Raw genomic sequence first — 24,322 nt, 5'->3', positions numbered from 1 at the left:
TACCACGGCCCCGCCTGGACCGGCAACGACCTCTTCCCAGCACTACGCCACATCGTCTTCGACGACTGGGAACCCCACACACCCCCGCACCCACCACCCCGACAAACACCGCCACCACCCACCCGACAACACACCCGCACCCACGCCAAACACATACGCCGTCAACAAGAACGACTACGCAACAGACACAAAAGCGAGGACAACCCACCACCCTTCTGAACACCAGCATGAGCGAACTAGTTTCTTGACAGTCATCCCTGTTAGGTGGTTGACTCGACTCAACTGAGGCGCAGGTCACATTCGCCGAGCGCCAGTGATTCAAAGGATTCAGCCATGAGCACAGCCGGATTGACCGCCAGTCGAGAGCTCGCCAACAGGTACTCGCTCATTGTCCGCAGCCTCACCCCGAAGGAATGGGACGCACCCAGCCGATGTGCGGGCTGGTCTATCAAAGACCTTGTCGCGCACACCGGCTCGAACTTCAAGGTCATGGTCGACCCACCCGAGCCCGATCCGTCAGCGCCTGCACCGACGACTGCGGAAGAGCTGCAGAACCAGCTCGTCGACGTACGGCGGGACTGGACGAACACGCAGGTGGCAGACGAGTTCCTCACCAATGTCGACGGTGCGATGGGCGTACTCGAAGCGATGCAGGCAGATGAACTGGCCGCAGCGCCGATGACGCTCACCGATCTGGGAACCTATCAGACGCATCAGCTTTCAGACGCGTTTGCGTTCGACATGTGGTGCCACATGTACGTCGATCTACTCGGACCCGAGGCACCCGTCAACCGCGAGGTCCCAGACCCGGAAGATGACCTGGTTCGCGCCGCCGTCGACTGGATGTGGACCGGCTTGCCGCAGATGTGCACGCCGGTGAGCGGCGTGCTCAATCGCCCGCTCGGCGTGCGGCTGACCGGCCCCGGCGGCGGCGAATGGACTCTGCAGCCCGGCTCAAACCTGCTCACGGTTGAGCCGGGACTGTCGAACACCGACACGGTCATCACCTCACCCGCAACAGATTTCATTCTCTGGGGAACCACCCGCAGTCCATGGCGCAAACATGTATCGGTCGACGGTGACGCAGCCTACGCAGAGAAGATTCTCGACACCGTCGACATCATCTGATGTCTCGTACGCTGCTGGTTCTGGCGTCTGTGGTCGCGGGCGCCGAGCAGGCCGAAATCGGCGTGATGGCGAGCGAGTTGCGGGCCTCGACGGGGCTTCCCGTACGGGTGGTTGTTCACGATGGCCGCATCCTCAGCGGACTCGCTCACGAATCCGAGACAGATGACGCACCGGCTTTCGCCGGCTTCATCGAAGTGGATGCCGATTTCAGTAGGCCGGAAGTCCTGGCGTCGGTGACCGAAACTCTCTGCGCCGGAACTTCTGTGGACGTAGAACGATCATCGATACTGATCGGCTCCGAGTTCACCGTGGTGCCCGGAGACCAACCCATCGTTCTCGCCATGGCCCTGACCCGCCGCGACGGCATGTCGTTTGAGGACTTTCTCGAGTATTGGCGCACCACGCACGCTGAACTCGGCCGTCAGGTGCCCGGCTCGGAAGGCTACCGCCAGATCCATCCCGACTCCGCGCTGACCGAGACAGCCTGGCAGCAGACCGGATTCACCGGCCCGCGCTACGACGGCATCGCGATGGCCTGCTATTCGACGGACGAGGCGTTCCGCGCCGTGCTTGCCAACGCCGAGGTCGCAGGGCCGCTTCTCGAAGACGAGAAGAATTTCATCAACCACGAACGCTCAGCGATGATCATCGGTCGCGTCTAGGTTCTTGCAGAACGCTCGTCTGACCGTCGCCCGGAGGGCTGTGCGCCGACGCGCGTGATGGTCGGCGTCCTCAGCGGCATCCGCGGTGTAGACGATGGCGCTCTGGGCCCAGGTGGCGGCGAGCGCGATGAGCATCGACCACAGATCCTCGGCCGCGATATCGTCCACGAGAACACCACGTGCCTGCGCGTACTCGATCGCCGCGAGCGCCTCGACATCCCGATTCGGAACATGTCCGAACAGGGCACCGGACGGCGTCCGCTCCAGCCGCGCCCAGGTCAACAGGCGCACGAGATGCGGATCATCGAGATACGTGTCGTAGAGGCGGACCGCGTAGTCGGGCAGATCGTCGGCGTCCAGCGGCGCCGCCGCGACACCGGTCTCGACGCGTCCGGCGAACACGGCGTCGAACAGCTTGTCCTTGCTCCCGAAGTAGCTGTAGATCTGCGACTTGTTGATCGGAGTCGTCGCAGCGATGCGGTCGACCCGTGCACCCGCGATCCCGCGCTCCGCGAACTCCACGGTCGCCGCCGCGAGAATCCGTTGCTGCGTCTGCGCTGCATCTCCCATGGTGCCCGATCCTACCCAAACCAACTCGTTGGTTGCCACCGCGCTAAAGGCCGTCTACATCGAATCCAACTAGTTGGTTGTTTTATGAGATGGAGAATGAAATGAGACGGACCAGGGGCTACCAAGCAGTTGACGACCACTCCCCGCTCGAACCGGGCGTATTCGAGCGGCGTGACCTTCGACCGGACGACGTTGCCATCACCATCACGTATTGCGGTGTCTGCCATACGGACCTGCACACGATCCACACGCCTGTCGCCGATGGAGGCGTGTTCCCGATCGTGCCCGGTCACGAGTTCGTCGGCACCGTACGCGCCGTCGGCCCCCAGGTGACCGAGTTCTCAGTCGGCGACGAGGTCGCAGCCGGCAACATCGTGGATTCCTGCGGGGACTGCGACATGTGCCGCGTCGGCCAGGAGAACTTCTGCCGAGACTTCCCCACGTTGACCTACGGCGGAACGGATCGACACGACGGATCGGCCACGATGGGCGCATTCTCCGACGAGTACGTCGTCCGCGATCATTTCGTCTACCACCGGCCGGCGGCTCTCGGCCCGGCAGCGGTCGCGCCTCTCATGTGCGCGGGCATCACCGTGTGGGAACCGTTGCGACAGAATGACGTCGGCCCCGGAGTCAGGGTCGGGGTGGTGGGGATCGGCGGTCTGGGCCACCTCGCGGTGCGCTTCGCCCGTGCGTTGGGGGCCGAGGTGACCGTCTTCACGACGTCGGAGAGCAAAGCCGGCGACCTTCGTCGAGTCGGCGCCGACCATGTTGTCGTCTCTACCGACGAGGAAGCGATGACTACCCAGCTCGGCAAACTCGATGTCATCATCGATTGCATACCGGTACCCCACGATCTCGCACCGTACCTGCGCACCCTCGCGCTCGACGGAACCCTCTGCACGCTTGGGTATCTCGGCCCACAATCGGTCGACATCGTCGACCTGTTGATCGGGAGAAAGAGCCTGAGCTCCGCAGGTAGCGGCGGGCGTCGCCACACCCAGGACATGCTCGATTTCTGCGCCGAACACGCCATCGTTCCCGACGTCGAGGTCGTGCCCTCGAGACAGGTCAACGAGGCGCTCGAGCGGCTGTCCCGCAATGATGTCCGCTATCGCTTCGTCCTCGACATGGCCGACCTCGCCGACTGAGGGTCAGCGGTGCCGTGCCAGTTCCTGTTCCTGCAGGGCAACGGCCTCCGGGTCCGCGAGCAGTGGTCCGACAAGTTCGCCTTCGAGGGCAAGGCCCTGCTCCAACGGCAAGTACTCGGCACCGGCCAACGCCTTCTTGGCGGCGCGGAGCGCCTGCGGCGGGTTGGCAGCCAGCGGTGCAACCCATTCCAGGACGGCGTCGATGAACGGCGAGTCGGGCAGCACCGTCTGGACGAGGCCGACACGCAGAGCCTCCTCGGCGTCGACCGGACGTGAGGTCAAGACCATCTCCGCTGCCCGTCCCGCCCCGATCAACCGGGGCAGCCGCTGGGTTCCGCCGCCGCCCGGAATCAACCCGAGACCCACCTCGCACAGTCCGAGACTCGCCGCGGGACCGGCTATCCGGAGTGTGCAGGCCAGCGACAGTTCGAGTCCGCCGCCCCACGCCTGACCGTTGATGGCGGCGATGACGATCTGCGGCATGGTCTCGAACAAGCCCAGTGTGCGGGGCCACGAGCCGGCGTCACCGGCGTACGGTTCACCACGACCGAGCCGCAACAGGTCGTCGAGATCACCATGTGCCACAAAGTAGTCTGGAGTAGCGCTGGCTATGACCAGCACCGAGATCGCCTCGTCCTCAGCGACCTTACGGACGATCCCCTCGAGTTCGGTCATGTCCGTAAAGGTCATGAGATTACGCGGCGGATGGCTGAAGGTCGCAACGGCCACCCGCTGCTCGACCTCCAGCGTCCACGCGGTCGTTTCGATCGATGTCACGCCAACCCCACCAGCATCTTGCCGACGTTGCCGCCGCCGAGCATCGAGAGGAACGCGTCCACCGCGTTGTCGAGACCGTCGTAGATGGTCGACTCCGCGACCAAGTCCCCAGCGGCGAGCCACCCCGCCACCCGATCCTCGAACTCGGGGCGCAGGTCCTCGTGATCTCGAACAATAAAACCTCTGATGGTGATCCGCTTGAGGATGCAGTTCATCAAATGGTCGATCGGCGGACTGTCCGGGCCGCCGTTGGAGATCATGCCGCACAACGCGACCCGGCCGCGCTGTCGCAGCGAGGACAGTGCAGCGACCAGGTGATCGCCACCGACGTTGTCGAAGTACAGATCGATACCGTCCGGAGCCGCCTCGCGCAGGGCGGCGCCGATCGGGGCGGCACGGTAGTCCAGCCCCGCATCGAAGCCGAGACGATCGGTCAGCAACGCGGCCTTCTCAGATCCTCCCGCACTACCGATGACCGACGAAGCGCCGAGCAGCTTGGCGAACTGACCGGCGGTGCTACCGACGGCACCCGCCGCGGCAGAGACGAAAACATCATCACCACTGCGGATCTCACCCGCACGCACAAGACCGGCGTACGCCGTGAAGCCGGTCTGCCCGAGCACACCGAGCCAGTGGTGCAGCTCGATTCCCCGTGGGTCGATCACCGTGGCGGCAGCTGTGTCGACCACCGCGTGGTCGCGCCAACCGAGTCGATGTCGCACGTACGAACCGACCGGAACCTCACGGTTACCCTCGACGACGATTCCCAGTGCTGAACCGTCGAGCGGTTCGTCCACCTGGAAGTTGGTGGTGTAGTGCAACTCCGACGTCGCGAGGCGACCCCGCATCGATGGGTCGACACTCATGAACAGGTTGCGTACCAGCAGCTGCCCTTCAGCGCGTTCGGGAACCGGAGCATCCCGCACCTCGAAGTGCTCGGGTCGCGGCTCACCCCCCGGCGGACGCTCGCGCAGATAGACGGCTCTGGTGGTCGTGATCACGCCGCTGCTCAAGGCAGTTCCAGAATCGTGACCGTGCCCTTGGACCCGTCGACCTCGACGAGTGCGCCATTCGGGATGCGACGGGTGGCGGCTGGAACACCGGCCGCGCACGCAATGCCGAGCTCGCGGCTGACGATCATCGCGTGCGAACCCATCGCGCCGACATCGGTGATCGCGCCACCGGACACCATGAACAACGGAGTCCACGACGGGTCGGTCTGCGGTGCGACGAGAATCTCGCCGACCTCGAACTCGTCGAGCGCCGCCATCGAGGTGATCACCCTGGTGCGCCCGCGGGTGATGCCGGGCGAAGCACCGGAGCCCTGCAGCACGTCGCCGACGTTGACGGGCTCGACACTCGACTGGCCCTTCCGTCCCAACGTGGACAGGGCCGGCAGAGGTTCGCGGGCATCGAGGAAGGTGGGCAGTTCGAGCCCGAACAGACCCTCCCACTCCTTGTGCCGCTCGGCCAATGTGGCCTTCATCGACCCCGGCGCGCTCGCCAGCGCGTCGAGCTCGTCGTCGACGGCCATGAACACGTGGTCGGCGGCTTCGAGGTGCCCCTCTGCATGCAGCCGGCGACCGAGTTCGACCAGCGGCACCCGGGCCTCGTGGATGACCTTGATGCAGTTGGTCTTGGCGCGCTCACGCCAGGCAGCGAAACGGCGCGCCGAGGCGAGTGCCGCGGTGAGAGTGGCCTGACCTTCGGCGTCATCGCCGACGATCGCAACAGCCTTGGCGAGGGCGGCGTCGGTGTCAGAGGCATGGTCGCCCAGGCGTGCGGTCGGCGACGCCGAGTCGTCCTGCAACCTCAGCCGGTCGATCAGTCCGAGGACGAGTTCGGGCTGGGTCTCCCACGAGACGGACCCGAGGTCCCACTCGTTCGGTCCGCGATATCCGAAGTCGAGGATGAACTGCTCGAAGGTGGCGTCGAACTTGGGATCGATCCCCTTGACCCGGGCGCCGACACCCTGGACGCCGGCGTCGAACGCGGCCATCAGCTTCTCGTCGGCCCGCACCATGCGGCCCAGCTCCCAGAGGGCGTAAGACGGCAGCGCCGAATCCACATCGCCCGCTGCGCCGACCAGGGTGACGATCAGGTCCTGGTGCTCGGCACCGAGCAGCTGCCCGAGCACGGCGGGGCCGACCGCGGCGCAGTTGGTGGCGACGACCTCTCCGCGCCAGGCGACACGCTCGAGCGGCATGACCGAACGTGCCCGTGCGACGAGAGCTGCCGGGGTCAACAAGGTGAGGTCTGGGCGTTCGGTGCGCAACTTGTCGGCCAGGGTCCGATCCTCTTCCAGCTCGGGGAAGGTCTCGGTCGAGAGCGCCCACGCGTTACGCGCGGCCAGTCGCTCGGTGGCCTCGGCGTTCTGGTCGTCCGGGTGACCCACGTAGGGCGGGATGTTGGGATCGCCGCCGTACCAGAGCTGGTCGACGAGTTCCACCGGCAGGCCGCCGCGGATACCGACAAGCCTCGACATCGACATGTTGATGTAGAGGTGGCCGTAGAAGATGCCTGACGACGCAGCGACATCCGGCTTCTCCGCGAGAGAGTAACTGCCCAGGCTCGCATACCCGAAGTTCCAGCCCGGCAGGATGTTCTGGATCCATCCGAGGTCCGCTCCGAGAGGCGTGATCGGGTCCGAGAGCACATCGCTCGCATTGAGGCGCGTGTACACGGGGAGACGGTTGCTCGGGTCGGTGTCGACCAACCAACGCTGTTCGGCCATTGCTGTATCTCGTCTCTCTGCAGCACCGATCGTGATTCACGACGGGTAGTTTCTTTATTTGGACTTCACACAGTGTGTGACTTATGACACTGTACATGCAAGGCTGTAGTCGATCACAAGTTACTTGTCTGTGGTCAGCCCGAATCTGTTTAGGAGACACTCGATGAAACTGCAAGACAAGGTCGTTGCCATCACCGGCGGCACCCAGGGAATCGGCCGCGGAATCGCCGAGGCGGCTTTGGCAGAGGGTGCGAAGGTTTCGCTCAACGGCCGTTCGAAGGAGAAGGGCGACAAAGCCCTCGCGGAGTTCGGTGTCGGAGAGCGGGCTGCGTTCTTCGCCGGCGACGTCACGGTGCAGGCCGATGTGGAGGACTTCATCGAGCAGACGGTTGCGACCTTCGGCCGTATCGACGTCTTGGTGAACAACGCCGGCGGCGCCAAAGACCTCCAGCCCACCGCCAACCTCAGCGATGAGGAGTGGACCCTGGTGATGAACTGGAACCTCAACTCGAACTTCTGGGCCACCCGTCGCGCCCTACAACACATGTTGCCCAACAAGTACGGCCGCATCATCAACATCTCGTCCGTCGAGGGCAAACACGGCAAGCCGGTGTTCACCGCCTACGTGGCCGCCAAACACGCGATCAACGGCATGACCAAATCGATTGCCCGCGAGGTGGGCACCGAAGGCATCACCGTCAACTCCATCTGCCCCGGCCTGGTGATCACCGACATCATCAAGAACAACGGCCCTGACACGGCCAAGGCCATGGGCATGTCGTTCGACGAGATGGTCGCACTGTTTGCGGAGGAGTCGGCGATCAAGCGTCCGAACACCATCGAGGAGGTCGCGGCGGTGGCGATGCTCCTCGCCTCTGACGCCGGGGCCGGTATCACCGGGTCAATCCTCAGCGTCGACGGTGGAACCGCGATGTACTGAGATTCACCCGACCTGCAGTGGCGCCGTCACCTCACCGGTGACGGCCCACGACAGGCACCGCCCCAGAATGGTGTGGAACTCGGGCACGGCCCAGCTCCCGAGATCGACCCGGCCGAGATCGTCGATCCCCAGATCCTGGACGTCGAACCGTCCGCGGCAATGCCCCAGCGTGAAGTAACAGACGCTGCCGGCGCCGTGATCCTTGATATACAGGACCGGCCGCGGCTCGTCCACAGAGGTGTGCCCCTCTTCGAATCCCGTTGACTCACCGACGAATCGAGTGTGCGCGAGAACCTGGATCGGCGGATGGAGCTCGCTGACGTAGAGTTCATCGGTCACCTCGAACGGCTCGACACCGGAGACGAACGGGTGCTCGGGGTCGGTCAGCTCGACCAGATACGGCGCGATCGGCGGATGCCCGAGGAACTGGCTACCGAGTACTGACGGCAACTCCCCCAATGTCCGCGGCGTCACGTATTTGCTTGCCGAACCGGGCGGAGTCCGGTCGATCGCCGAGTTGGTCCCGTGCAGGGCCAGCCAGCGGCCGCCCCGAGACACGAACTCGACCAATGCCTTCTGCTGCGCCTCGTCCGGCACCCGATTGCAGGTGTAGGTGATCAGCAGATCTGCCGACGCCAGGGCTTCGAGACAGTTGTAGTCCTCGAAGACCCGCGTGCGGACGTGCTCATACCCGGCCAGCGCCGAGAGCAGTTGCAGTCGCGCGTAATCGAAGTCATGCCACTGTCCGCCACAGACGACGACTGCGTCGAGCCTGCCCGCTGGTCCCGCCATTGTTTCTTCTCTCAGTACCTGGTGCCGAACGCTAACTGTGCGCGTGCAGTGCCTTGCCGGCCAACGCCAGATGCGCCTCGCCCAAGGCCTCGGCCTGGGTCGGATGGGCGTGGATGTGTTGGGCGACATCGCCTGCGGTGGCTTCCCAGTTGTAGATGAGCTGGGCTTCGCCGATGAGCTCACCGACACGGGCGCCGACGAGGTGGATTCCGACAACCGGACCGTCCGGGCCGGCCGACACGAGTTTGACCCCACCCGAGGTGCGCAGGATCCGGCTCTTTCCGTTGCCCCCGAGGTCGTAGACCACCGTCGACACGTCGTCGTACTGTGCGGTCGCCTCGACTTCGGTGAGACCGACCGACGCAACCTCGGGGTTCGAGTACGTCACCCGTGGAATTCCTTTGTCCGCGATGGGAACACAATCGAGTCCCGCGAGCTGCTCGGCCACCAGGATGCCCTGGGCGAAGCCGCGGTGCGCCAGCTGCGGTCCGGCGACGATGTCGCCCACGGCGAAGACGCCGGGCGCAGAGGTCTGCAGCCATTCGTCTGTCACCACGAACCCGCGCTCGAGGTCGATACCCGCTTCGGCGAATCCCATGTCCGCGGTGCGCGGGCCCCGGCCCACCGCCACGAGCATCACGTCGGCCTCGATGTGCGATCCATCGGCCAGTTCGACGTCGACGCCGCCGCCGGATTCGGTCACCGAGCTGAAGGCGGTTTTGGTCCGCAGCACGAGCCCGCGCTTGCGGAACGCGCGCTCGACCTGCTTGGACGTCCATGGATCCTCGGTCGGGAGCAGGTTCGGCGCCGCTTCGACGATCGTGACATGTGCGCCCAGAGACGACCAGACGCTGGCGAACTCGCACCCGATCACGCCGCCGCCGAGCACCACGACACGTTCGGGAACGCTGTCGAGCTCCAGCGCGCGGTCGCTGGTCATGACTGCGCCGCCGATCGACAGACCTGGCAACGACTTCGACTGTGAACCGGTCGCGAGCACAAGTGCTTCACCGTGATAGCGCGCGGTGCCGCCGTCGGCCAGTTCGACCTCGACGGTGCGATCGCCCACCACTCGACCGTGCCCGCTGACGAGTCCGACCTCACGAGAGGCCACGAGCCCCTGCAGGCCGCGGTACAGACCCGCGATGACGTCGTCCTTGTAGCTGTTCACCGCACTCATGTCGATGCCGTCGAGCGTTGCCTTGATCCCGAATCCCGGTGCCTCCCGGACGGAATCGGCGACCTCGGCCGCGTGCAGGAGTGCCTTGGTCGGGATGCACCCGTTGTGTAGGCAGGTGCCGCCGAGTTTGTCGGCCTCGATGAGGATCACCGACATACCCAGCTGGGCAGCCCTCAGAGCACAGGCATACCCGCCTGATCCGCCACCGAGGATCAACAGATCCGCCGACTTCTCGCTTGCCATGTCAGGACTCAGAAGTCGAAGCGATTGGTGAATCCGCCGTCGACCACCAGGTTGGTTCCGGTGATGTGTCCGGCAGCCGGGGAAGACAGGAAGACGACGGCGTTGGCGACGTCTTCGGCGCCACCGAGCTTGCCGAGCGAGGCGGAGGCGAGTGCGGCCTCGTACAGGGCCGGGCGAGCGGTCTGGATCGTGTCCCAGGCGCCACCTTCGAAGAATATCGGCCCGGGGGAGATGGCGTTGACGCGGATTCCCTTGGGCCCCAGTGCGCGCGCCTGCGCAGATGAGTGCTGCAGCACGGCTGCCTTCAGCGCGCCGTAGCTGTTGGCGGTGCTGATGGGGCCGGCCTCCAGCGCGGAGGTGGTGCTGATGGTGACCACGGAGGCCGACTCGCTCGCCTCGAGATGCGGCGTGGCGGACTCGATGAAGTTCACCAGGCTCATCAGGTCGACGTTGAAGCTGTTGACCCAGGCCTGATGTCCCTTGCCGGTGGCTGCCGAGGCGTTGACCACCACGATGTCGATACCGCCGAGGGCCTCGGCCGCTTCGTCGACGAACGACTTCACCGAATCGGCGTCGCCCACGTCGACGGCCTTGTGAAACACCGTCCCTTGCTCCGACAGCTCGCTCGCAACCTCGGCGAGGTGCTCTTCCCCGCGGGCACAGATGCCCACCGAGGCACCCTCGGCGAGCAGGGTCCGGGCGATCGCCAGGCCGATGCCGCGGCTCGCACCGCTGATGAGTGCGCGTTTTCCTTTGAGATTGAGATCCATGGCAAGACTCCTTCACTACTGCGGGGTGGTACCCCGTTCGATGTACGGCGGACTAGAGGTTCATGGCTCCGACGTGTGTCTGGAACGGCAGGACGTGTGAGAAGTCGTTGATCGACTGCACTGCCCGCCGGGTGTCGGCTCCACGGATGACGCTGACGGACGTGTGGTGAACCCGCACGGGCATGTCGAAGCCGCTTCCGAGCGCATCGGCGAGAATGGCGTTGATGACCCCGCTGTGGCAGGTCACCACCACTCGCTCGCCCGGATGCTGGTCGACGATCGCGCTGATCTCACCGAGCACCCGCTCCCGGAATCCGACCGGATCCTCCGCATATGGGAACGCGTCGTAGCGCCGCGTTCGGATGTGCTCTCGGAAGATCTTCGAGATCTCATCGTGAGGTAGCACCTCGAATGGCGACTGATCGGCCGGAAACTTCTGCCACGGTTCGTATTCCGTCAATTCCTCGCGCACGACCGGGATCAGCCCGTGTTCGTCTGCGATCGCGGTCCCGGTACGCAGCGCACGACTGAGCGGCGAGCTGTACACCGCGTCGATGTGGCGTTCTGCCAGTCGCTGCGCCACCGCCCGGACCTGGTTCTCACCGAGTTCCGACAGCGGCGGGTCCACGGTTTCTGCTGCGCTGAGCTCTTTGCTGAGCTGCTGCTCGCCATGCCGGACGAGCACCAATTCACACAGTCCGGTCAGTGGCGCGAAGGGGTTGTCCAGGTCGATGGACCGGGCTCGAGGCTGGTTGGGCACGATGCCAAGTCAACCACAAACTGTCGTCAGTCTAAAGATACTTTCCAGAAGTGCCTGGTCAGGCGAGATCAATCCGCCGTAACTTTGTGCGCACGACCGCGACGGGGATCACACACTCGCGATGTCGGCGGCCAGCTCGCGAACCTCGTCAGAGAAGCGCCGGCGCCCCAGATTGGCCAACGTGGCGTCCTCGGTCAGCCACGACGACACCGACACCTCGAGCAGACTCGACAGCGCGGTCGCCGCAGCAGCCTGCTTCGCCTTCGTGGCGATGCCGTTGCGTACCCGAAGCTCGGCGGAGAAAAGGTTGAGCATGTCCAGCCGCACCTCGCGGCGCAGCGCCTCGATCGACAGGCTCCAGCCCGGTGACCGGACGAAGAACACCAGCGAGGCCGGGCGGTGCTGGTCGGTCCACTCCAGGATCCGCACGATGATGTCGCCGAGCGGTGCCTGCGGGTTGGCCAGCAACTGTGCCCGAAACTCGTCGAGCAGCCCCGTCGCATACAGCCGCAGGCCACCGAGCAGGACTTCGTCCTTCGACGGATAGTGGTAGTACACCGCCGCGGAGGTCATGTGCGCTTCGGCGGCTATGTCGGCCACCGTCACGTCCTCGATCGAGCGGACCGAGTAGAGGTGCATGGCTGCCTCGACCACCACCTCGCGACGAGAAGGCCGGTGCGCTGCCCGCTTGGCACCCTTGGTCGTCGGCGTGCTCGCGGCGGCTTTTCGGCCGGCACCGACCTGTCCTGACGTCACTCCTTTACCTCCCATGGGCTAGATCATGACACCCGGAGCCGGGATCATGACACCCCACGGCGCGGCCTGCGGACGCCGCGGCCCCGGTCTGGGAGTAGCTTGGGGGCAATTCAGTGATCCGCAGGTGGAGGAGGACCGCTGTGCCACGGCGAAACAGCAAGGCAGAAGACGACACTGCACGGCTCGACGTCCCCGAGGGCGGTGACACCGAGCAGTGGGGCTGGGATTCGTCCCCGGCCGCCGACGACATCCCGGCGGCGATGGTGGTCCCCGCCGACCGCGAACCGGAGGTCGAGGACGCCCCCGCCGAGCCAACGGTCCAGGTCAAGGGATCGGCCCATCGGCCGTCGCGGCGACACCTTATCGTCAAGGCCGCCGTGCGAGTCTTCTCTAAGAAGGGGTTCGCAGAGGCGTCGATCCAGGAGATCGCCGAGGAAGCCGGCATGGTTCCGACAGCGGTGTACTACCACTTCTCCAGCAAGGAAGACCTGTTCGAGAGCGCCCTGGGCTATGCCATGGACGCCAGCTCCGCGGCGGCGCAAGCGGCTCGCCCGGATGACGTCACCGGAGACGCGCAGTCGTTCAAGGATGTGGTGGAGGCCGTCTGGGATTGGACGGCCGCTCACCCGAATGCCGCCCGGATGCTGTTCTTGCAGATGGCCGGAGGTGCGACCCCGGGAACCCGACTTCTCACCAAGGAGTACGAGGATCGCCACATCCGGCGAGCCTTCGACTACTTCCCCGTCGACGAGATGCCCGCCAACAAACGCTCGGCAGCAGCGCAACAGGCGGCGCGGACACTGCGGGTGCGGACGATGATCGCCACCACGATCGCCATCCAGCCACTGCGCATCGAGGGCGGTCCACTCGCCACCATCTCGGTTCCGCGCCTGCGTTCGGCCACCACAGATGTCTGCTCCAAGATGATCGAAGGTCGCTGAACCGACTCCACGAGGCCATTCCGGTCGAGTAACTTGACTGCAACCCCAGTTGACTTACTCAGAAACGGAGTGTGGCCATGCGTGTAGCGGCCTTCACCGGCGGACACTCGTTCGACCGCGACGCCTTCACCGATTTCCTGGGCTCGCTGCCCGGCGAGATCACCTGGCTCGAGCATCCCGACGCCGACCTCGAGGCCGCCGAGCTGGCCGAATTCGATGTGTCCCTGCACTACGACATGCCCGGCACCCTGCCCGAGCCTGCCGACCCCCCGGCAACCCTGCGGGCGGCCGTCGCCGCAGCACCCGACACCGGTCACGGCTATGTGGTGCTGCATCACGCCATCGCGTCCTGGGCGAACTGGGACGGCTGGGCCGAGTTCGTCGGCGGTCGCTACCTGTACCGACCCGGCGTCGTACGGGGCGAGAGCTGCCCCGACTCGGGATACCGACACGCAGTGCCGCAGCAGATCACCGTGGCCGATCCTGCGCATCCGATCGTCGCCGGACTCCCCACGACCTTCGACCTCGTCGACGAGACGTACCTGTGCGAGGTCTTCGAAGACGACGTCACGCCACTGCTGCGCACAGACGCCGAGATGAGCGATGCGGTGCACTGGTCCACCGCGCTGGCGATGACCGGCCGCCGGGACGAACGCGAAGGCTGGCACCACCGGGCCGGATCGCAACTGGTCGGGTGGACCAAGACCACCGGCCGCAGCCGGCTCGCCTACCTCCAACCCGGGGACAAGGCACCCACGCTCTCCGATCCGGTCTACCGGCAACTGGTTGCGGGGTCCCTCGAATGGGCCGCGCACACACGCTGAGACGTTATTGGAGTGAACGTAAAGAAAAGTGTGCTCACGATCACCCTTCGCTGCTACAGTTAGTGCATTCGGTGCCAAGTAAGGCAGCAGCCCCGACAAAGGAGACCGCGATGCGACAGATCAAGCATCCGATGAGCCGCGCAATCTACGAGTTCGACGAGGACTACAACGTGCTCGTCACCACGAAAGACGGCAAGACCGGAACATTCGACCCCGAGGGTCGCTACCTCCACGGCGAGGTGAAGGCGGTCGATCCCGAGATGGCCCGGTGGGTCGGACTCGGCCCCCGCGAACCCGTCCCGATCACCCAGAACCGTCGGTTCATGGGCGCAGCCAAACTGCTCGAGAAGATGCAGGCCGACAAGGCGGCACAAGATGCTCTCGCCGTCAGCCTGGAACAAGGAGGCAAACTGTGACGAACATCGACGAACGACCGGCCGAGCAGACCAGTGACGAAGGATTCATCGACAACGGCACCGGCTACCAGCGTCTGCTGGAGACCGACACGCACCCCGTGCCCGACATCCTGCGCGAAGAGTCGTACGAGAAGTACGAGGACCAGAACTTCGTGCCGGTGTCCCGCTACATCAGCCGTAAGTACCACGAGCTCGAGCGCGACCGGGTCTGGTACAAGGTCTGGCAGATGGCGTGCCGTGAAGAAGAGATCCCCGAGCCCGGCGACACCCTGGTCTACGAGATCTGCGAGAAGTCGATCCTCATCGTCCGTGGCAAGGACATGAGCATTCGCGCGTTCTACAACTCCTGTCTGCACCGCGGCCGCACCCTTCGGGAAGAAGACGGTCCGGCAGGTAACGAGATCCGTTGTCCCTTCCACGGTTTCGCGTGGAACTTCGACGGATCACTGAAGTCCATGACCTGCGCCTGGGACTTTCCCCAGGTCGACCAGGGCAAGATGGACCTGCCGCAGGTCAAGGTCGGCACCTGGGGCGGGTTCGTCTTCATCAACATGGATCCCGCGTCCGAGTCGCTCGACAGCTTCCTCGGCGATCTCGGTAAGCATTTCGAGGCCTGGCCTCTGGAAGACCGGTACATCCAGGCGCATGTCGCCCAGGTCATCCAGGCGAACTGGAAGATCGCCCAGGAGGCCTTCTCCGAGGCCTTCCACGTGATCACCACCCACCCGCAGCGCGTGGTCGGCACCGGCGACTCGAACAGCCAGTACGACAGCTGGGGCAACTTCAACCGTGGGATCACCGCGAACGGTGTACCCAGCCCGCACATCAAGTTCGTACCCTCCGAGCAGGAGATGTTCGACTCGATGGTCGACGCTCGCATCGACGAGGACCCGATGGTGACCCTGCCCGAGGGTGTCACGGCCCGCGAGATGTCCGGCATGCTCGCCCGCGAAGGACTGCGCGACATCATCGGAGATGTCAAGGCCGACAACATGTCCGATGCCGAGTCCCTGGACAGCATCTACTACACGGTGTTCCCGAACTTCCATCCGTGGGGCGCATACCAGCGCATCGTCTACCGGTTCCGGCCCAACGGCGACAACCACGAGACGTCGATCATGGATGTCTACCTGCTCGGCCCCTTCAAGGGCGAGCGGCCGAAGCCCGCCAAGACTCAGTGGCTCGACCCGGAGCAGTCCTGGCTGGAGGCAACGGTTCTGGGCAGTTCGGCTCGGGTGTTCGACCAAGACGCGTACAACATGCCGAAGGTCCACAAGGGGCTCAAGTCGGCTCAATCGAAGTCCCTTCCGCTGGCCCGCTACCAGGAGGTCAAGATCCGCCACATCCACCATCTGCTCGCGAAGTGGATCGGCGAGGAAGTCGACGACTGACATGACGACGATGCGGGCGCTGCAGTATCGCGAGTTCGGGGCCCGCCCCGAGGTCGTGGAGATCGACAGACCGGTCCCGGGTGCCGGTGAAGTCCTGTTGCAGATGACCGCCTCCGGCGCCTGTCATTCCGACGAGTTCATCATGTCGACCCCGGCCGATCAATATGTGTTCGCGCCACTCCCGCTCACCCTCGGGCACGAGGGGGCGGGAGTGGTCGCCGAACTGGGACCCGGTACCACCGGTGTCGAGGTCGGCGATTCGGTGCTCGTCTACGGCCCCTGGGGCTGCGGCGTCTGCCATTCGTGCGCGCAGGGTAGCGAAAACAACTGCGTGCACGGGATTTCCGCTCCCGGAATCCATCGACCGGGCACCATGGCCGAATACATGATCGTCGACGACGTCCGGCATCTGGTACCGCTCGGCGAGCTCGATCCGATCCCCAGCGTCTCACTCACCGATGCCGCACTGACGCCATATCACGCGATCAAACCGTCTTTGCCTGCCTTGATCCCCGGAACGACCGCACTCGTGATCGGGGTCGGCGGACTCGGTCACGTGGGAGTGCAACTGCTCAAGGCGCTGACGCAGGCCACCATCATCGCCGTCGACATCAACCAGGCGAGCATCTCCCATGCCCTCGAACTGGGAGCCGATCACGCGTTCGCCTCGGATGGTGATGCGGCTGAGCGGATCCGGGAACTCACCGGCGCACGCGGTGCAGATGTCGTCTTCGATTTCGTCGGTGCCGAACCGACGGCCGCACTTGCGCAGTCGACGGTCGCCATCGCCGGTCAGATCGTGATGGTCGGCGTCAGCACCGGCGCGGTCCCTGTCGGCTATCTGACCCTGCCGTTCGATGTGTCGGTGCGGGTGGTCAATTGGGGAACCCGGGCGGAGCTGATCGAGGTTGTGGAACTCGCCCGCCGCGGTGCGATCGAGATCGCCGTCGAGGAGTTCGCGATGGACGCTGCACCCGACGCCTACGAGCGGCTCCATGCAGGCCAGATCCGCGGGCGGGCGGTAGTGGTGCCCACCCGCTGATCCGGCCCCGCCGAGCGCGGCCGTCGGCTAGCATCCGGACGTGATCTTCGCCCGCATCCGCGACCGCAAGCAGTTCCATCCGGACCTCCGATCGGCGTCCGTGCTCATTCCCGGCCACCTCATCACGAAGCGCACGCTGCCGGTGGTGCGCACCCTGAGCAGGTTGGTGCGAGGTAGCTCACGAGCTCAGGTGCACGAGGTTGTCCCCGGCGTCAGCGTCAGGGTGTTCCGGCCCCGGGTGCCCTCCGCCGTGCCCGGACCTGCGCTGCTGTGGATTCACGGCGGCGGCTATGTGATCGGCACTGCAGCCCAGGACGACAAGATGTGCCAACGATTCGCGGACGACGTCGGCCTGACCGTTGCGTCTGTGGAGTATCGACTCGCACCCGAGTTCCCGTTCCCCACCCCCGCCGAAGACTGCTATGCGGCGCTCCAGTGGCTTGCCGCCAGAGGCGATGTCGACGCGGCGCGCATCGCCGTCGGTGGTGCGAGCGCAGGGGGTGGCCTGGCTGCCACCGTCGCCACCTTCGCTCACGACCGCGGTGAGATCACACCGGCACTCCAATTGCTCGTCTACCCGATGCTGGACGACCGCACCGCCACCCCGAACACCCTGCACCGCCTGTGGGATGCGACCAGCAACCGATTCGGCTGGTCCTCCTACATCGGCAGCGCGGCCCCGGCGGACGTAGCTCCGGCACGCCGCGCGGATGTCTCCGGTCTGCCACCCGCGTGGATCGGCGTCGGATCGCTGGATCTGTTCCGCGAAGAGGACGAGGTGTACGCGAAGCGCCTGGAAGAAGCCGGCGTCGCGGTGACATTCACGGTGATACCCGGCGCATTCCACGGGTTCGACGCGATCATGCCCTCCGATGTGGGACGGGATTTCTTCGACCAGCAGTGTGCAGCCCTACGAGAGGCCCTGAAAGTTCAGTAGATCGCGTCGCGTCCCGGATCGCTGAACTGTTTGACCAAGTGGGGCGACATTCAGTAGATCGCGTCACGGCCCGGATCAAAATAGTGCCCGATCCGACGCGCCGACAACTGCCGAAAGATCTCACCCGCCGCCGCAGGCCACGCGGACGTCGTCACCGACTCGCTCGCCCGCAGCACCGTGACCGACACCAGCGCCACCCGCCCGAGGGGGGTGTCGAAGCCGCTCGGGGCACCCCAGCCCTTGTTGCTCAACAGCACACCCATGGTGTTGCCGACGAGCCACTCCCTGGGGGCGGTGACGCCCGATAGCTCCACGTAGACCGCGTCCGGTGACCCGGTGATGGTGGCGACAAAATCCGATCCTCCGGCAGCTCCCTGGGCGGCGACGGCAGACAGGACGCTGAACAACCAATGTTCGCGGGCACTTTCGTCGGCCCGCAGCTCGGGATCGATCGTCTCCACGAAGAACTCGGCGCCCACACCCAGGATCGACCCGCCGGGGATCGGTCCGAATGCGGCGCTGGTTCCGCCTCCGATCAAACTCGGAGCCGACAGCCCATCGGTCGCGAGCAGCGTGGTGCGGGTACGTCGGATCACCCGGTAGCCTCGCATGCCGCCCGGCCACAACTCGGCATTGTCCGCGAGCGGCGGGAGCAGCTGCTCGTACATCTGACCGACGCCGCGCCACATGTTGTCGCGCGCGACCTGGGCCTCACGGGCGCCGGGCACATCCTGGGTCGACTCCTGCGGACCCCTCGTGGCCACCCCGACGCCACCACCGGACTGCTCAGGATTCGGCCCGGATTGCGCGGGGGTCAGGACGGACGGCATCTGATTGCGCAGCCTGGACCGCTCGAACGTCCGCTGCGTGAACATCAGTTCGTTCGCCTCGGGTGTCATCGCGGATGACGGCATCTCGACGACCCCGTCGTCGGCCACCAGGAAGATCAACCGCATCCGGCCACCGGCCCTGGCAGGATCGACGGGGGCCTGCGTGAAGACCCGCCAGCCGGCCTGGATGCGTTGAGCTGTCAGCGAATACAGATTGTGCCCGGTGAAGTCGAGGTTGCGGACCCGGATGAAGTCGAGAGCGATGGCCACCGCGGCCTGGCCGTTCGTGGCGTGAGTGGGGACGGATGCCGCCGGTGGGAACGGGAAGTACGACCCGGACGTCAATTGCGCCAGAGGTGTCCCGCCGACGTATTCGACCAACCACGCGGGCGCTCGCCGTGGGTAGCGCATCAGGTCGTCGCGGTACGCATCGGCCGGGAAGATCAGACCCTGGTCGATCGGTCCGTTCTCGCCGTGATCGAAGCGGATCACCGGAGTCCCGACGCCGACGGTGATCTCCATGAGAAGGCAGGCGTCACCACCCGACTGATAGCGGCCGACCCGGAGATCCCTCGCCAGCTCGAGGGTCTGCGGCGGAATCTGGACGGGGTACTGCGGCACCTGACCGAAGTAGGTCACGGCGTACCGCGTGCCGGTCCCCGCAAAACCGAAGGCAACCCGCGCGCCGGTCGCACCCGGCGGCGCTGCGGACTGCAGCAGCGCCGCGATGGCAGCGATGAACTCGGGCTCGCTCATCAGGCGTCCCTGAGAGTTGGACCAGTAGGTCATCGCAGCTCACCTCCCCATGTCAGTGTGCGGCCGCCTGCGCCGGGACCATTATCGCCCAGATTCACCGCGATGCGGCCGCCATCACCGGTGCACGCGGCTCAGCCGTTCCTGCGGTCGCGCCACTCGCACAGGCCACGGGCCAGATCGAGGTCGTAGTCGGGTCCGTTCACGGCAACGGTGAACAGGGTCACACCTTCGGCTACGAGCGCGTCGGCGAGTTTCACGGCGTCGTCGATATTGCCTTCGCGGGACAGTTCACTGGATCGGACGATCTCGCCCGGATCGCGGCCCACCGTCGCGCAGTGGTCGGCCAGGACCTGCGACTTGTGGCGATAGGTCTCCACATCGACGAACGAATGCCAGATGTGGGCATGCTCGGCGACGTACTTGAGGGTCTTCTTCTCCCCGCCGCCGCCGATAAGGATCGGGATCTCACGGGTCGGTGCCGGGTTGAGGGCGTCAAATCGACTCTTGATCCGCGGCAGCGCCTCACCAAGGGCATCGAGGCGTTTGCCCGCGGTACCGAACTCGTAGCCGTATTCGGTGTAGTCCTTCTCGAACCAGCCGGATCCGATCCCGAAGATGAGTCGGCCGCCGGAGATGTGATCGACCGTCCGTGCCATGTCCGCGAGCAGATCCGGATTGCGGTAACTGTTGCAGGTCACCAGCGCACCGAACTGGATCCGCGAGGTCTGTTCCGCCCACGCGGCGAGCATCGTCCAGCACTCGAAGTGCGCCCCGTCGGGATCGCCGTAGAGCGGGTAGAAGTGGTCCCAGTTGAAGGCGATGTCGATCCCGATGTCCTCGGACCGACGCACCGCGTCGCGAATGTTGCCGTAATCGGCCGAGTGCTGCGGTTGGAGCTGGACTGCGATCTGAATAGGTGTGCTCATCATTCCAGCATGCCTCAGCCACGAATCTTAACCACCGATTAACCACGGGTTGGCCGTCGGTTTCCTCCGGCCTCATAGCGTTCCGTGGGTCTGTGCCAATCCCAACAGCCCAGGGGGCCACACCGGTGCGAGTTCCACTTGCCCTTTTCGACAAGACCGAAGGCGTTTCGAAGCGCTCGCGGATCACCTGCCACTACAAATGCGGCGATGCCTGCTGGCATCAGCCGCCGAACACCAGCGACAACGCCTACTTCCGCGACATCGCCCGCGCGGCGGTCTCCCGCCGATCCGTGCTGCGTGGATCGGCAGCGGCGGTTGTCGCGGTCGGCGCGACGTCGGCCCTCGCAGCCTGTGGCGACAACGGCTCGTCGGCAAGCAGTTCGACCACTTCGGGCAGTTCCGGCACGTCGGGCGGAGCTGCCGGTGCCGCGGTCGCCGGGATGAACTTCGCGACCGTCGCACCCAACACCGAAGACGCACTGATCGTCCCCGAGGGTTATGAGCAGGCCGTGGTCATCAAGTGGGGCGACCCCGTGGTGCCCGGCGCGCCGGCCTTCGACTTCGACAACCAGTCACCGGAGGCACAGGCACAGCAGTTCGGCTTCAACAACGACTTCGCGGGTCTCATCCCGATCGAAGGACAGGCCGGCCACTTCTACCTCGTGGTCAACCAGGAGTACACCACCGAAGAGTTCATGTTCAAGGGGTACAAACCCAAGGAGCCCACCGAGCCGCAGGCGCGGATTTCGATGGCCGCGCACGGCATCACCGTCGTCGAGGTCACGAGCGAGAACGGTTCCGGAAAACTCACACCTGTTGTGGGCGCCCGTAATCGGCGACTCACCGCATCCAGCCCGTTCACCTTGACCGGACCCGCCGCGGGCAGCGACTTCGTCAAGACCTCTGCCGACCCGGCCGGCACCACGATCCTCGGAACCATCGGGAACTGCTCCGGCGGACTCACCCCGTGGGGAACCATGGTCTCGGGTGAAGAGAACTTCAACAACTACTTCACCGGCGCCGCGTCGGTCACCGACCCTGTGGCGAAGGAGCGTCTCGACCGCTACGGGTTCGACGACGAGGACAATTACCACCAGTGGGGAAAGTACGAGAACCGGTTCGATCTGTCCAAGGAACCCAACGAGGGCAACCGATTCGGCTACATCGTCGAGGTCAACCCACACGATCCGAACTCGACCCCGATCAAGCATTCTTCGATGGGCCGCCTCAAGCACGAGGGTGCCAACATCTTCGTCACCGGGGACGGAACCGTGGTGGCCTACACCGGCGACGACCAGAAGTTCGAGTACATCTACAAGTTCGTCTCCGACAAGAAGGTCCGGCCCGGTGTCGGCGCGGCCTCGATGCAACACAACATGAGCATCCTGTCGACGGGGACGCTGTACGTCGCTCAGCTCACCGGCAATCAGCCCGACCAGATCGACGGCAGCGGTAGCCTTCCGAGCTCGGGATCGTTTGCAGGCACCGGTAAGTGGTTCCCGCTGCTGACCGTCACCGACGACGGCGCGGAGTCCCGGGTCGAGGGCATGACCGCGCAGGAGGTCGCGGTCTTCACCCGCGCCGCGGCCGACAAGGTCAATCCCACCAAGATGGATCGGCCCGAAGACATCGAGGCCCATCCGGTCACCGGCAAGGTGTACTGCGCACTCACCAACAACGACGACCGCGGGACCGCCGGGGAAGCGCCTGTGGACGAGGCGAATCCGCGCAATGAGAACAAAAACGGGCAGGTCATCGAGATCACCGATGACCACGCGGGCACCACCTTCACCTGGGACCTGTTGCTGGTGTGCGGCGACCCCGCGGCCGCCGACACGTATTACGGCGGATTCGACAAGACCAAGGTCAGCCCGATCTCCTGCCCGGACAACGTCGCATTCGACCCGCACGGCAACCTGTGGGTCTCCACGGACGGCAACGCCCTCAAGAACAACGATGGGTTGTTCGCGGTTGCACTCGAGGGTGAGAACCGCGGTCAGACAAAGCAATTCCTCACCGTCCCGCGTGGCGCGGAGACCTGCGGCCCCATCATCGGGACCGACCGGGTGATCGTCTGCGTCCAGCATCCCGGCGAGGAAGACGAGTACTCCGCCGACAAGCCGTATTCCAACTGGCCCGAAGGCGGCAACGCCCAGCCGCGGCCGGCCGTCGTCGCCGTATGGAAGCCGGGCGGCCAGATCGGCGTCTAGGTGAGCATCGACTCCATGACGGTGGCGACCTGTGCGGCAAGCGATTGCGGCGCGGTGTCGTCACCGTTGTGCAGGCGGAACAGCGCCTGCTGGAACAATCCGTCGAAGAGTGCGTAGGCGATCGGCGGAGTGATCGCGGGGACCGCTCCGTCGAGTTCGCAGTACCGCGAGACCACCCGCCAGATCATGGCCTCGAGGCCACTTTCTATCTCGCCAACCGCGGGTCGGAATCCCGCATCGAAATAGCCCTGGGCGCGCATGTCGTACCAGAGACGGTGCATCGAGGCATCGTCGGTGAGCGTCGTCGCCATTGCTTCGGCGAAACGCGCGGTGAGGTCTTCGGTACTCGTGGCCCCTTCCGTCGCTGCGTCGTAGCGGGTCACGCATTCGGCTTTGTACTCGAGGACGCCGAAGATGATGAGCTCGTTCTTGTCGGCGAAGTAGTAGTGCAGCACGCCATGGGTGAAGTCGGAGTTGTTCGCGATGTCGCGCAGGCTCGTGTTGGCGTAGCCGCGTTCGGCCAGAGTGAGCAGCGCCGATTTCGCGAGCTGACGACGCCGCTCGCCGAACTTGTCGGGGCGACGTTCAATTCGCTGCTTCCTCGTGGGCGTGCTCATCACCCAGGAGTGTAGGGCCGTGGGACCGATCCAACAATTGTTTGTCCAGTTGTCCAAAAAAGTCTTGACGATTGTCCAAACATTGCTAGTGTGAGCACCGTCACTGCATCTGGAGTGGCCTGAGTCACAGGCGATGGAGGATCGATGAGCGTGCACGACTTATCCGGACGTAGGGCACTGGTTACCGGAGGTGCCCAGGGATTGGGCCGGGGCATGGCCGAGGCCCTCGGCCGCGCGGGCGCCGCCGTGGCGATCGCCGACGTACAGGCAGACGTCGGAGTACAGACCGTCGCGGATCTCCAGGCCGCAGGTATCAAGGCGACCTACATCGGGCTCGACGTCACCGACGACGCGAGCTGGGAGACGGCCATCGCCGACACCATCGCCGAACTGGGTGGCCTCGACATTCTGGTCAACAACGCAGGCGTCGAGATCACCTCGCTCATCGTCGACGTGCAGCCGGAAGACATCCGCAAGATGCTCGACGTCAACGTCCTCGGCACCGCACTCGGACTCAAACACGCATTTCGCGCCATGGCTCCCGGCGGGGCCGCCGGCGCCGGCGGCGCGGTGGTCAACATCGGATCGGTCGCGGCGACCATCGCATTCCCGGCGATCTCGGTCTACTCGGCCTCCAAGTCGGCCATCGATCGGCTCACCCGGGTCGCCGCCATGGAGTCGGGCAAGCTCGGCTACGGCGTACGCGTGAACACCGTCTTCCCGGGCCTGGTACCGACTGCCATGGGGTCACAGCTCGCGGTCGACGTCGCGGACGCGGGCCTGTTCGACAACGCCGAGGCCGCAGTCGGCGCCGTCATCGATCTCACCCCGCTCGGCCGCCTCGGAGAGGTCGCCGACATGGCGGACGCGGTGGTCTTCCTGGCCTCCGACGCCGCCCGCTTCATCACCGGCGCCGCACTCCCCGTCGACGGCGGCATGGGCATGTAGCCCACCGCTCTGTTCCCCACC

General features: G+C 65.2%; 24 protein-coding genes. 12 read left to right on the top strand and 12 right to left on the bottom strand.

The genetic code is table 11. The features are described 5' to 3' along the window. Window positions 1-333 precede the first annotated feature (333 nt). Together DFR67_RS09280 and DFR67_RS09275 are read left to right on the top strand one after the other, a co-directional pair. Window positions 334-1,128 carry a maleylpyruvate isomerase family mycothiol-dependent enzyme gene (locus DFR67_RS09280; RefSeq protein ID WP_110469217.1) on the top strand — a complete coding sequence of 265 codons (795 nt, stop codon included), beginning with the start codon at window positions 334-336 and terminating at the stop codon, window positions 1,126-1,128. Continuing rightward, the gene (locus tag DFR67_RS09275) at window positions 1,128-1,790 is read left to right on the top strand and encodes an EthD domain-containing protein (protein ID WP_110469216.1); all 663 of its coding nucleotides are present in this window, start codon (window positions 1,128-1,130) and stop codon (window positions 1,788-1,790) included. Before DFR67_RS09280 ends, DFR67_RS09275 begins: the two co-directional genes overlap by 1 nt. Here the strand turns inward: DFR67_RS09275 and DFR67_RS09270 are convergent. Beyond that, a complete protein-coding gene (locus DFR67_RS09270; protein ID WP_110469271.1) occupies window positions 1,764-2,360 on the bottom strand; it encodes a TetR/AcrR family transcriptional regulator in 597 nt (198 codons plus the stop codon). The two genes, DFR67_RS09275 and DFR67_RS09270, sit on opposite strands and share 27 nt — an antisense overlap. 101 nt (window positions 2,361-2,461) lie before the next feature. On the opposite strand from DFR67_RS09270, the gene DFR67_RS09265 reads away from it, so the two are divergent. Continuing rightward, a complete protein-coding gene (locus DFR67_RS09265) occupies window positions 2,462-3,511 on the top strand; it encodes an NAD(P)-dependent alcohol dehydrogenase (protein WP_110469270.1) in 1,050 nt (349 codons plus the stop codon). Between the two features lie 3 nt (window positions 3,512-3,514). Here DFR67_RS09265 and DFR67_RS09260 read toward each other — a convergent pair whose 3' ends face one another. Genes DFR67_RS09260 through DFR67_RS09250 form a run of 3 tightly spaced genes read right to left on the bottom strand, consistent with a single transcriptional unit; the run spans window position 3,515 to window position 7,022 of the window. Then, window positions 3,515-4,288, bottom strand: coding sequence for an enoyl-CoA hydratase/isomerase family protein (locus DFR67_RS09260; protein ID WP_110469215.1), 774 nt, complete (start codon window positions 4,286-4,288; stop codon window positions 3,515-3,517). Then, entirely contained in the window at window positions 4,285-5,301 is a 1,017-nt protein-coding gene (locus DFR67_RS09255) for an NADP-dependent oxidoreductase (RefSeq protein ID WP_245937833.1), read from the bottom strand. Before DFR67_RS09255 ends, DFR67_RS09260 begins: the two co-directional genes overlap by 4 nt. Further along, on the bottom strand, window positions 5,298-7,022 hold the full coding sequence (locus tag DFR67_RS09250) for a PEP-utilizing enzyme (protein ID WP_110469214.1): 1,725 nt from the start codon (window positions 7,020-7,022) through the stop codon (window positions 5,298-5,300). Before DFR67_RS09250 ends, DFR67_RS09255 begins: the two co-directional genes overlap by 4 nt. 163 nt (window positions 7,023-7,185) lie before the next feature. On the opposite strand from DFR67_RS09250, the gene DFR67_RS09245 reads away from it, so the two are divergent. Then, a complete protein-coding gene (locus tag DFR67_RS09245; RefSeq protein ID WP_110469213.1) occupies window positions 7,186-7,962 on the top strand; it encodes an SDR family NAD(P)-dependent oxidoreductase in 777 nt (258 codons plus the stop codon). 3 nt (window positions 7,963-7,965) lie between these two features. Here DFR67_RS09245 and DFR67_RS09240 read toward each other — a convergent pair whose 3' ends face one another. The 5 genes from DFR67_RS09240 to DFR67_RS09220 form a co-directional block, all read right to left on the bottom strand. Continuing rightward, window positions 7,966-8,754, bottom strand: coding sequence for a ThuA domain-containing protein (locus DFR67_RS09240; protein ID WP_110469212.1), 789 nt, complete (start codon window positions 8,752-8,754; stop codon window positions 7,966-7,968). A 31-nt stretch (window positions 8,755-8,785) separates the two neighbouring features. Continuing rightward, complete coding sequence (gene lpdA / locus DFR67_RS09235) at window positions 8,786-10,177, bottom strand: dihydrolipoyl dehydrogenase (protein WP_110469211.1); 1,392 nt, start codon at window positions 10,175-10,177, stop codon at window positions 8,786-8,788. 8 nt (window positions 10,178-10,185) lie between these two features. Beyond that, window positions 10,186-10,947, bottom strand: a complete 762-nt coding sequence (locus tag DFR67_RS09230) for an SDR family NAD(P)-dependent oxidoreductase (protein ID WP_110469210.1) — start codon at window positions 10,945-10,947, stop codon at window positions 10,186-10,188. Window positions 10,948-10,999: 52 nt separating this feature from the next. Then, window positions 11,000-11,707: a histidine phosphatase family protein gene (locus DFR67_RS09225; protein ID WP_110469209.1), complete on the bottom strand. Its 708-nt coding sequence runs from the start codon at window positions 11,705-11,707 to the stop codon at window positions 11,000-11,002. 108 nt (window positions 11,708-11,815) lie between these two features. Continuing rightward, the gene (locus tag DFR67_RS09220) at window positions 11,816-12,478 is read right to left on the bottom strand and encodes a TetR/AcrR family transcriptional regulator (RefSeq protein WP_110469208.1); all 663 of its coding nucleotides are present in this window, start codon (window positions 12,476-12,478) and stop codon (window positions 11,816-11,818) included. Window positions 12,479-12,603: 125 nt separating this feature from the next. Here DFR67_RS09220 and DFR67_RS09215 point away from each other — a divergent pair, with 125 nt between their 5' ends. The 6 genes from DFR67_RS09215 to DFR67_RS09190 all read left to right on the top strand — a co-directional run bounded on the left by DFR67_RS09215 (window position 12,604) and on the right by DFR67_RS09190 (window position 18,014). Continuing rightward, window positions 12,604-13,404, top strand: a complete 801-nt coding sequence (locus DFR67_RS09215; protein WP_110469207.1) for a TetR/AcrR family transcriptional regulator — start codon at window positions 12,604-12,606, stop codon at window positions 13,402-13,404. Window positions 13,405-13,481: 77 nt separating this feature from the next. Further along, complete coding sequence (locus DFR67_RS09210; protein ID WP_110469206.1) at window positions 13,482-14,228, top strand: ThuA domain-containing protein; 747 nt, start codon at window positions 13,482-13,484, stop codon at window positions 14,226-14,228. Window positions 14,229-14,338: 110 nt separating this feature from the next. Next, window positions 14,339-14,644, top strand: coding sequence for a hypothetical protein (locus DFR67_RS09205; protein ID WP_084837817.1), 306 nt, complete (start codon window positions 14,339-14,341; stop codon window positions 14,642-14,644). Beyond that, entirely contained in the window at window positions 14,641-16,035 is a 1,395-nt protein-coding gene (locus DFR67_RS09200) for an aromatic ring-hydroxylating oxygenase subunit alpha (protein WP_110469205.1), read from the top strand. The genes DFR67_RS09205 and DFR67_RS09200 overlap by 4 nt, the downstream gene beginning before the upstream one ends. A 10-nt stretch (window positions 16,036-16,045) precedes the next feature. Continuing rightward, complete coding sequence (locus DFR67_RS09195) at window positions 16,046-17,077, top strand: NAD(P)-dependent alcohol dehydrogenase (RefSeq protein WP_170135207.1); 1,032 nt, start codon at window positions 16,046-16,048, stop codon at window positions 17,075-17,077. 43 nt (window positions 17,078-17,120) lie between these two features. Continuing rightward, window positions 17,121-18,014: an alpha/beta hydrolase gene (locus DFR67_RS09190; RefSeq protein WP_211324985.1), complete on the top strand. Its 894-nt coding sequence runs from the start codon at window positions 17,121-17,123 to the stop codon at window positions 18,012-18,014. A 50-nt stretch (window positions 18,015-18,064) separates the two neighbouring features. Here the strand turns inward: DFR67_RS09190 and DFR67_RS09185 are convergent, their stop codons facing one another. Continuing rightward, on the bottom strand, window positions 18,065-19,633 hold the full coding sequence (locus DFR67_RS09185; RefSeq protein WP_110469203.1) for a hypothetical protein: 1,569 nt from the start codon (window positions 19,631-19,633) through the stop codon (window positions 18,065-18,067). A gap of 98 nt (window positions 19,634-19,731) precedes the next feature. After that, on the bottom strand, window positions 19,732-20,526 hold the full coding sequence (locus DFR67_RS09180) for an LLM class F420-dependent oxidoreductase (protein WP_110469267.1): 795 nt from the start codon (window positions 20,524-20,526) through the stop codon (window positions 19,732-19,734). Between the two features lie 125 nt (window positions 20,527-20,651). On the opposite strand from DFR67_RS09180, the gene DFR67_RS09175 reads away from it, so the two are divergent. Beyond that, a complete protein-coding gene (locus tag DFR67_RS09175; protein WP_110469202.1) occupies window positions 20,652-22,736 on the top strand; it encodes a PhoX family protein in 2,085 nt (694 codons plus the stop codon). Here DFR67_RS09175 and DFR67_RS09170 read toward each other — a convergent pair. Continuing rightward, a complete protein-coding gene (locus DFR67_RS09170; RefSeq protein ID WP_110469201.1) occupies window positions 22,733-23,353 on the bottom strand; it encodes a TetR/AcrR family transcriptional regulator in 621 nt (206 codons plus the stop codon). The two genes, DFR67_RS09175 and DFR67_RS09170, sit on opposite strands and share 4 nt — an antisense overlap. 144 nt (window positions 23,354-23,497) lie before the next feature. Between DFR67_RS09170 and DFR67_RS09165 the strand changes: the two genes are divergently transcribed. Continuing rightward, a complete protein-coding gene (locus DFR67_RS09165) occupies window positions 23,498-24,301 on the top strand; it encodes an SDR family NAD(P)-dependent oxidoreductase (RefSeq protein WP_110469200.1) in 804 nt (267 codons plus the stop codon). Window positions 24,302-24,322: the final 21 nt, after the last annotated feature.

Origin of the sequence: Williamsia limnetica (assembly GCF_003217475.1) — a bacterium.
In the GTDB taxonomy this organism is placed as follows: Bacteria; Actinomycetota; Actinomycetes; order Mycobacteriales; family Mycobacteriaceae; genus Williamsia; species Williamsia limnetica.
The sequence above is the reverse complement of the archived record's forward strand: the minus strand, read 5'-3'. Positions and strand labels throughout refer to the sequence as shown.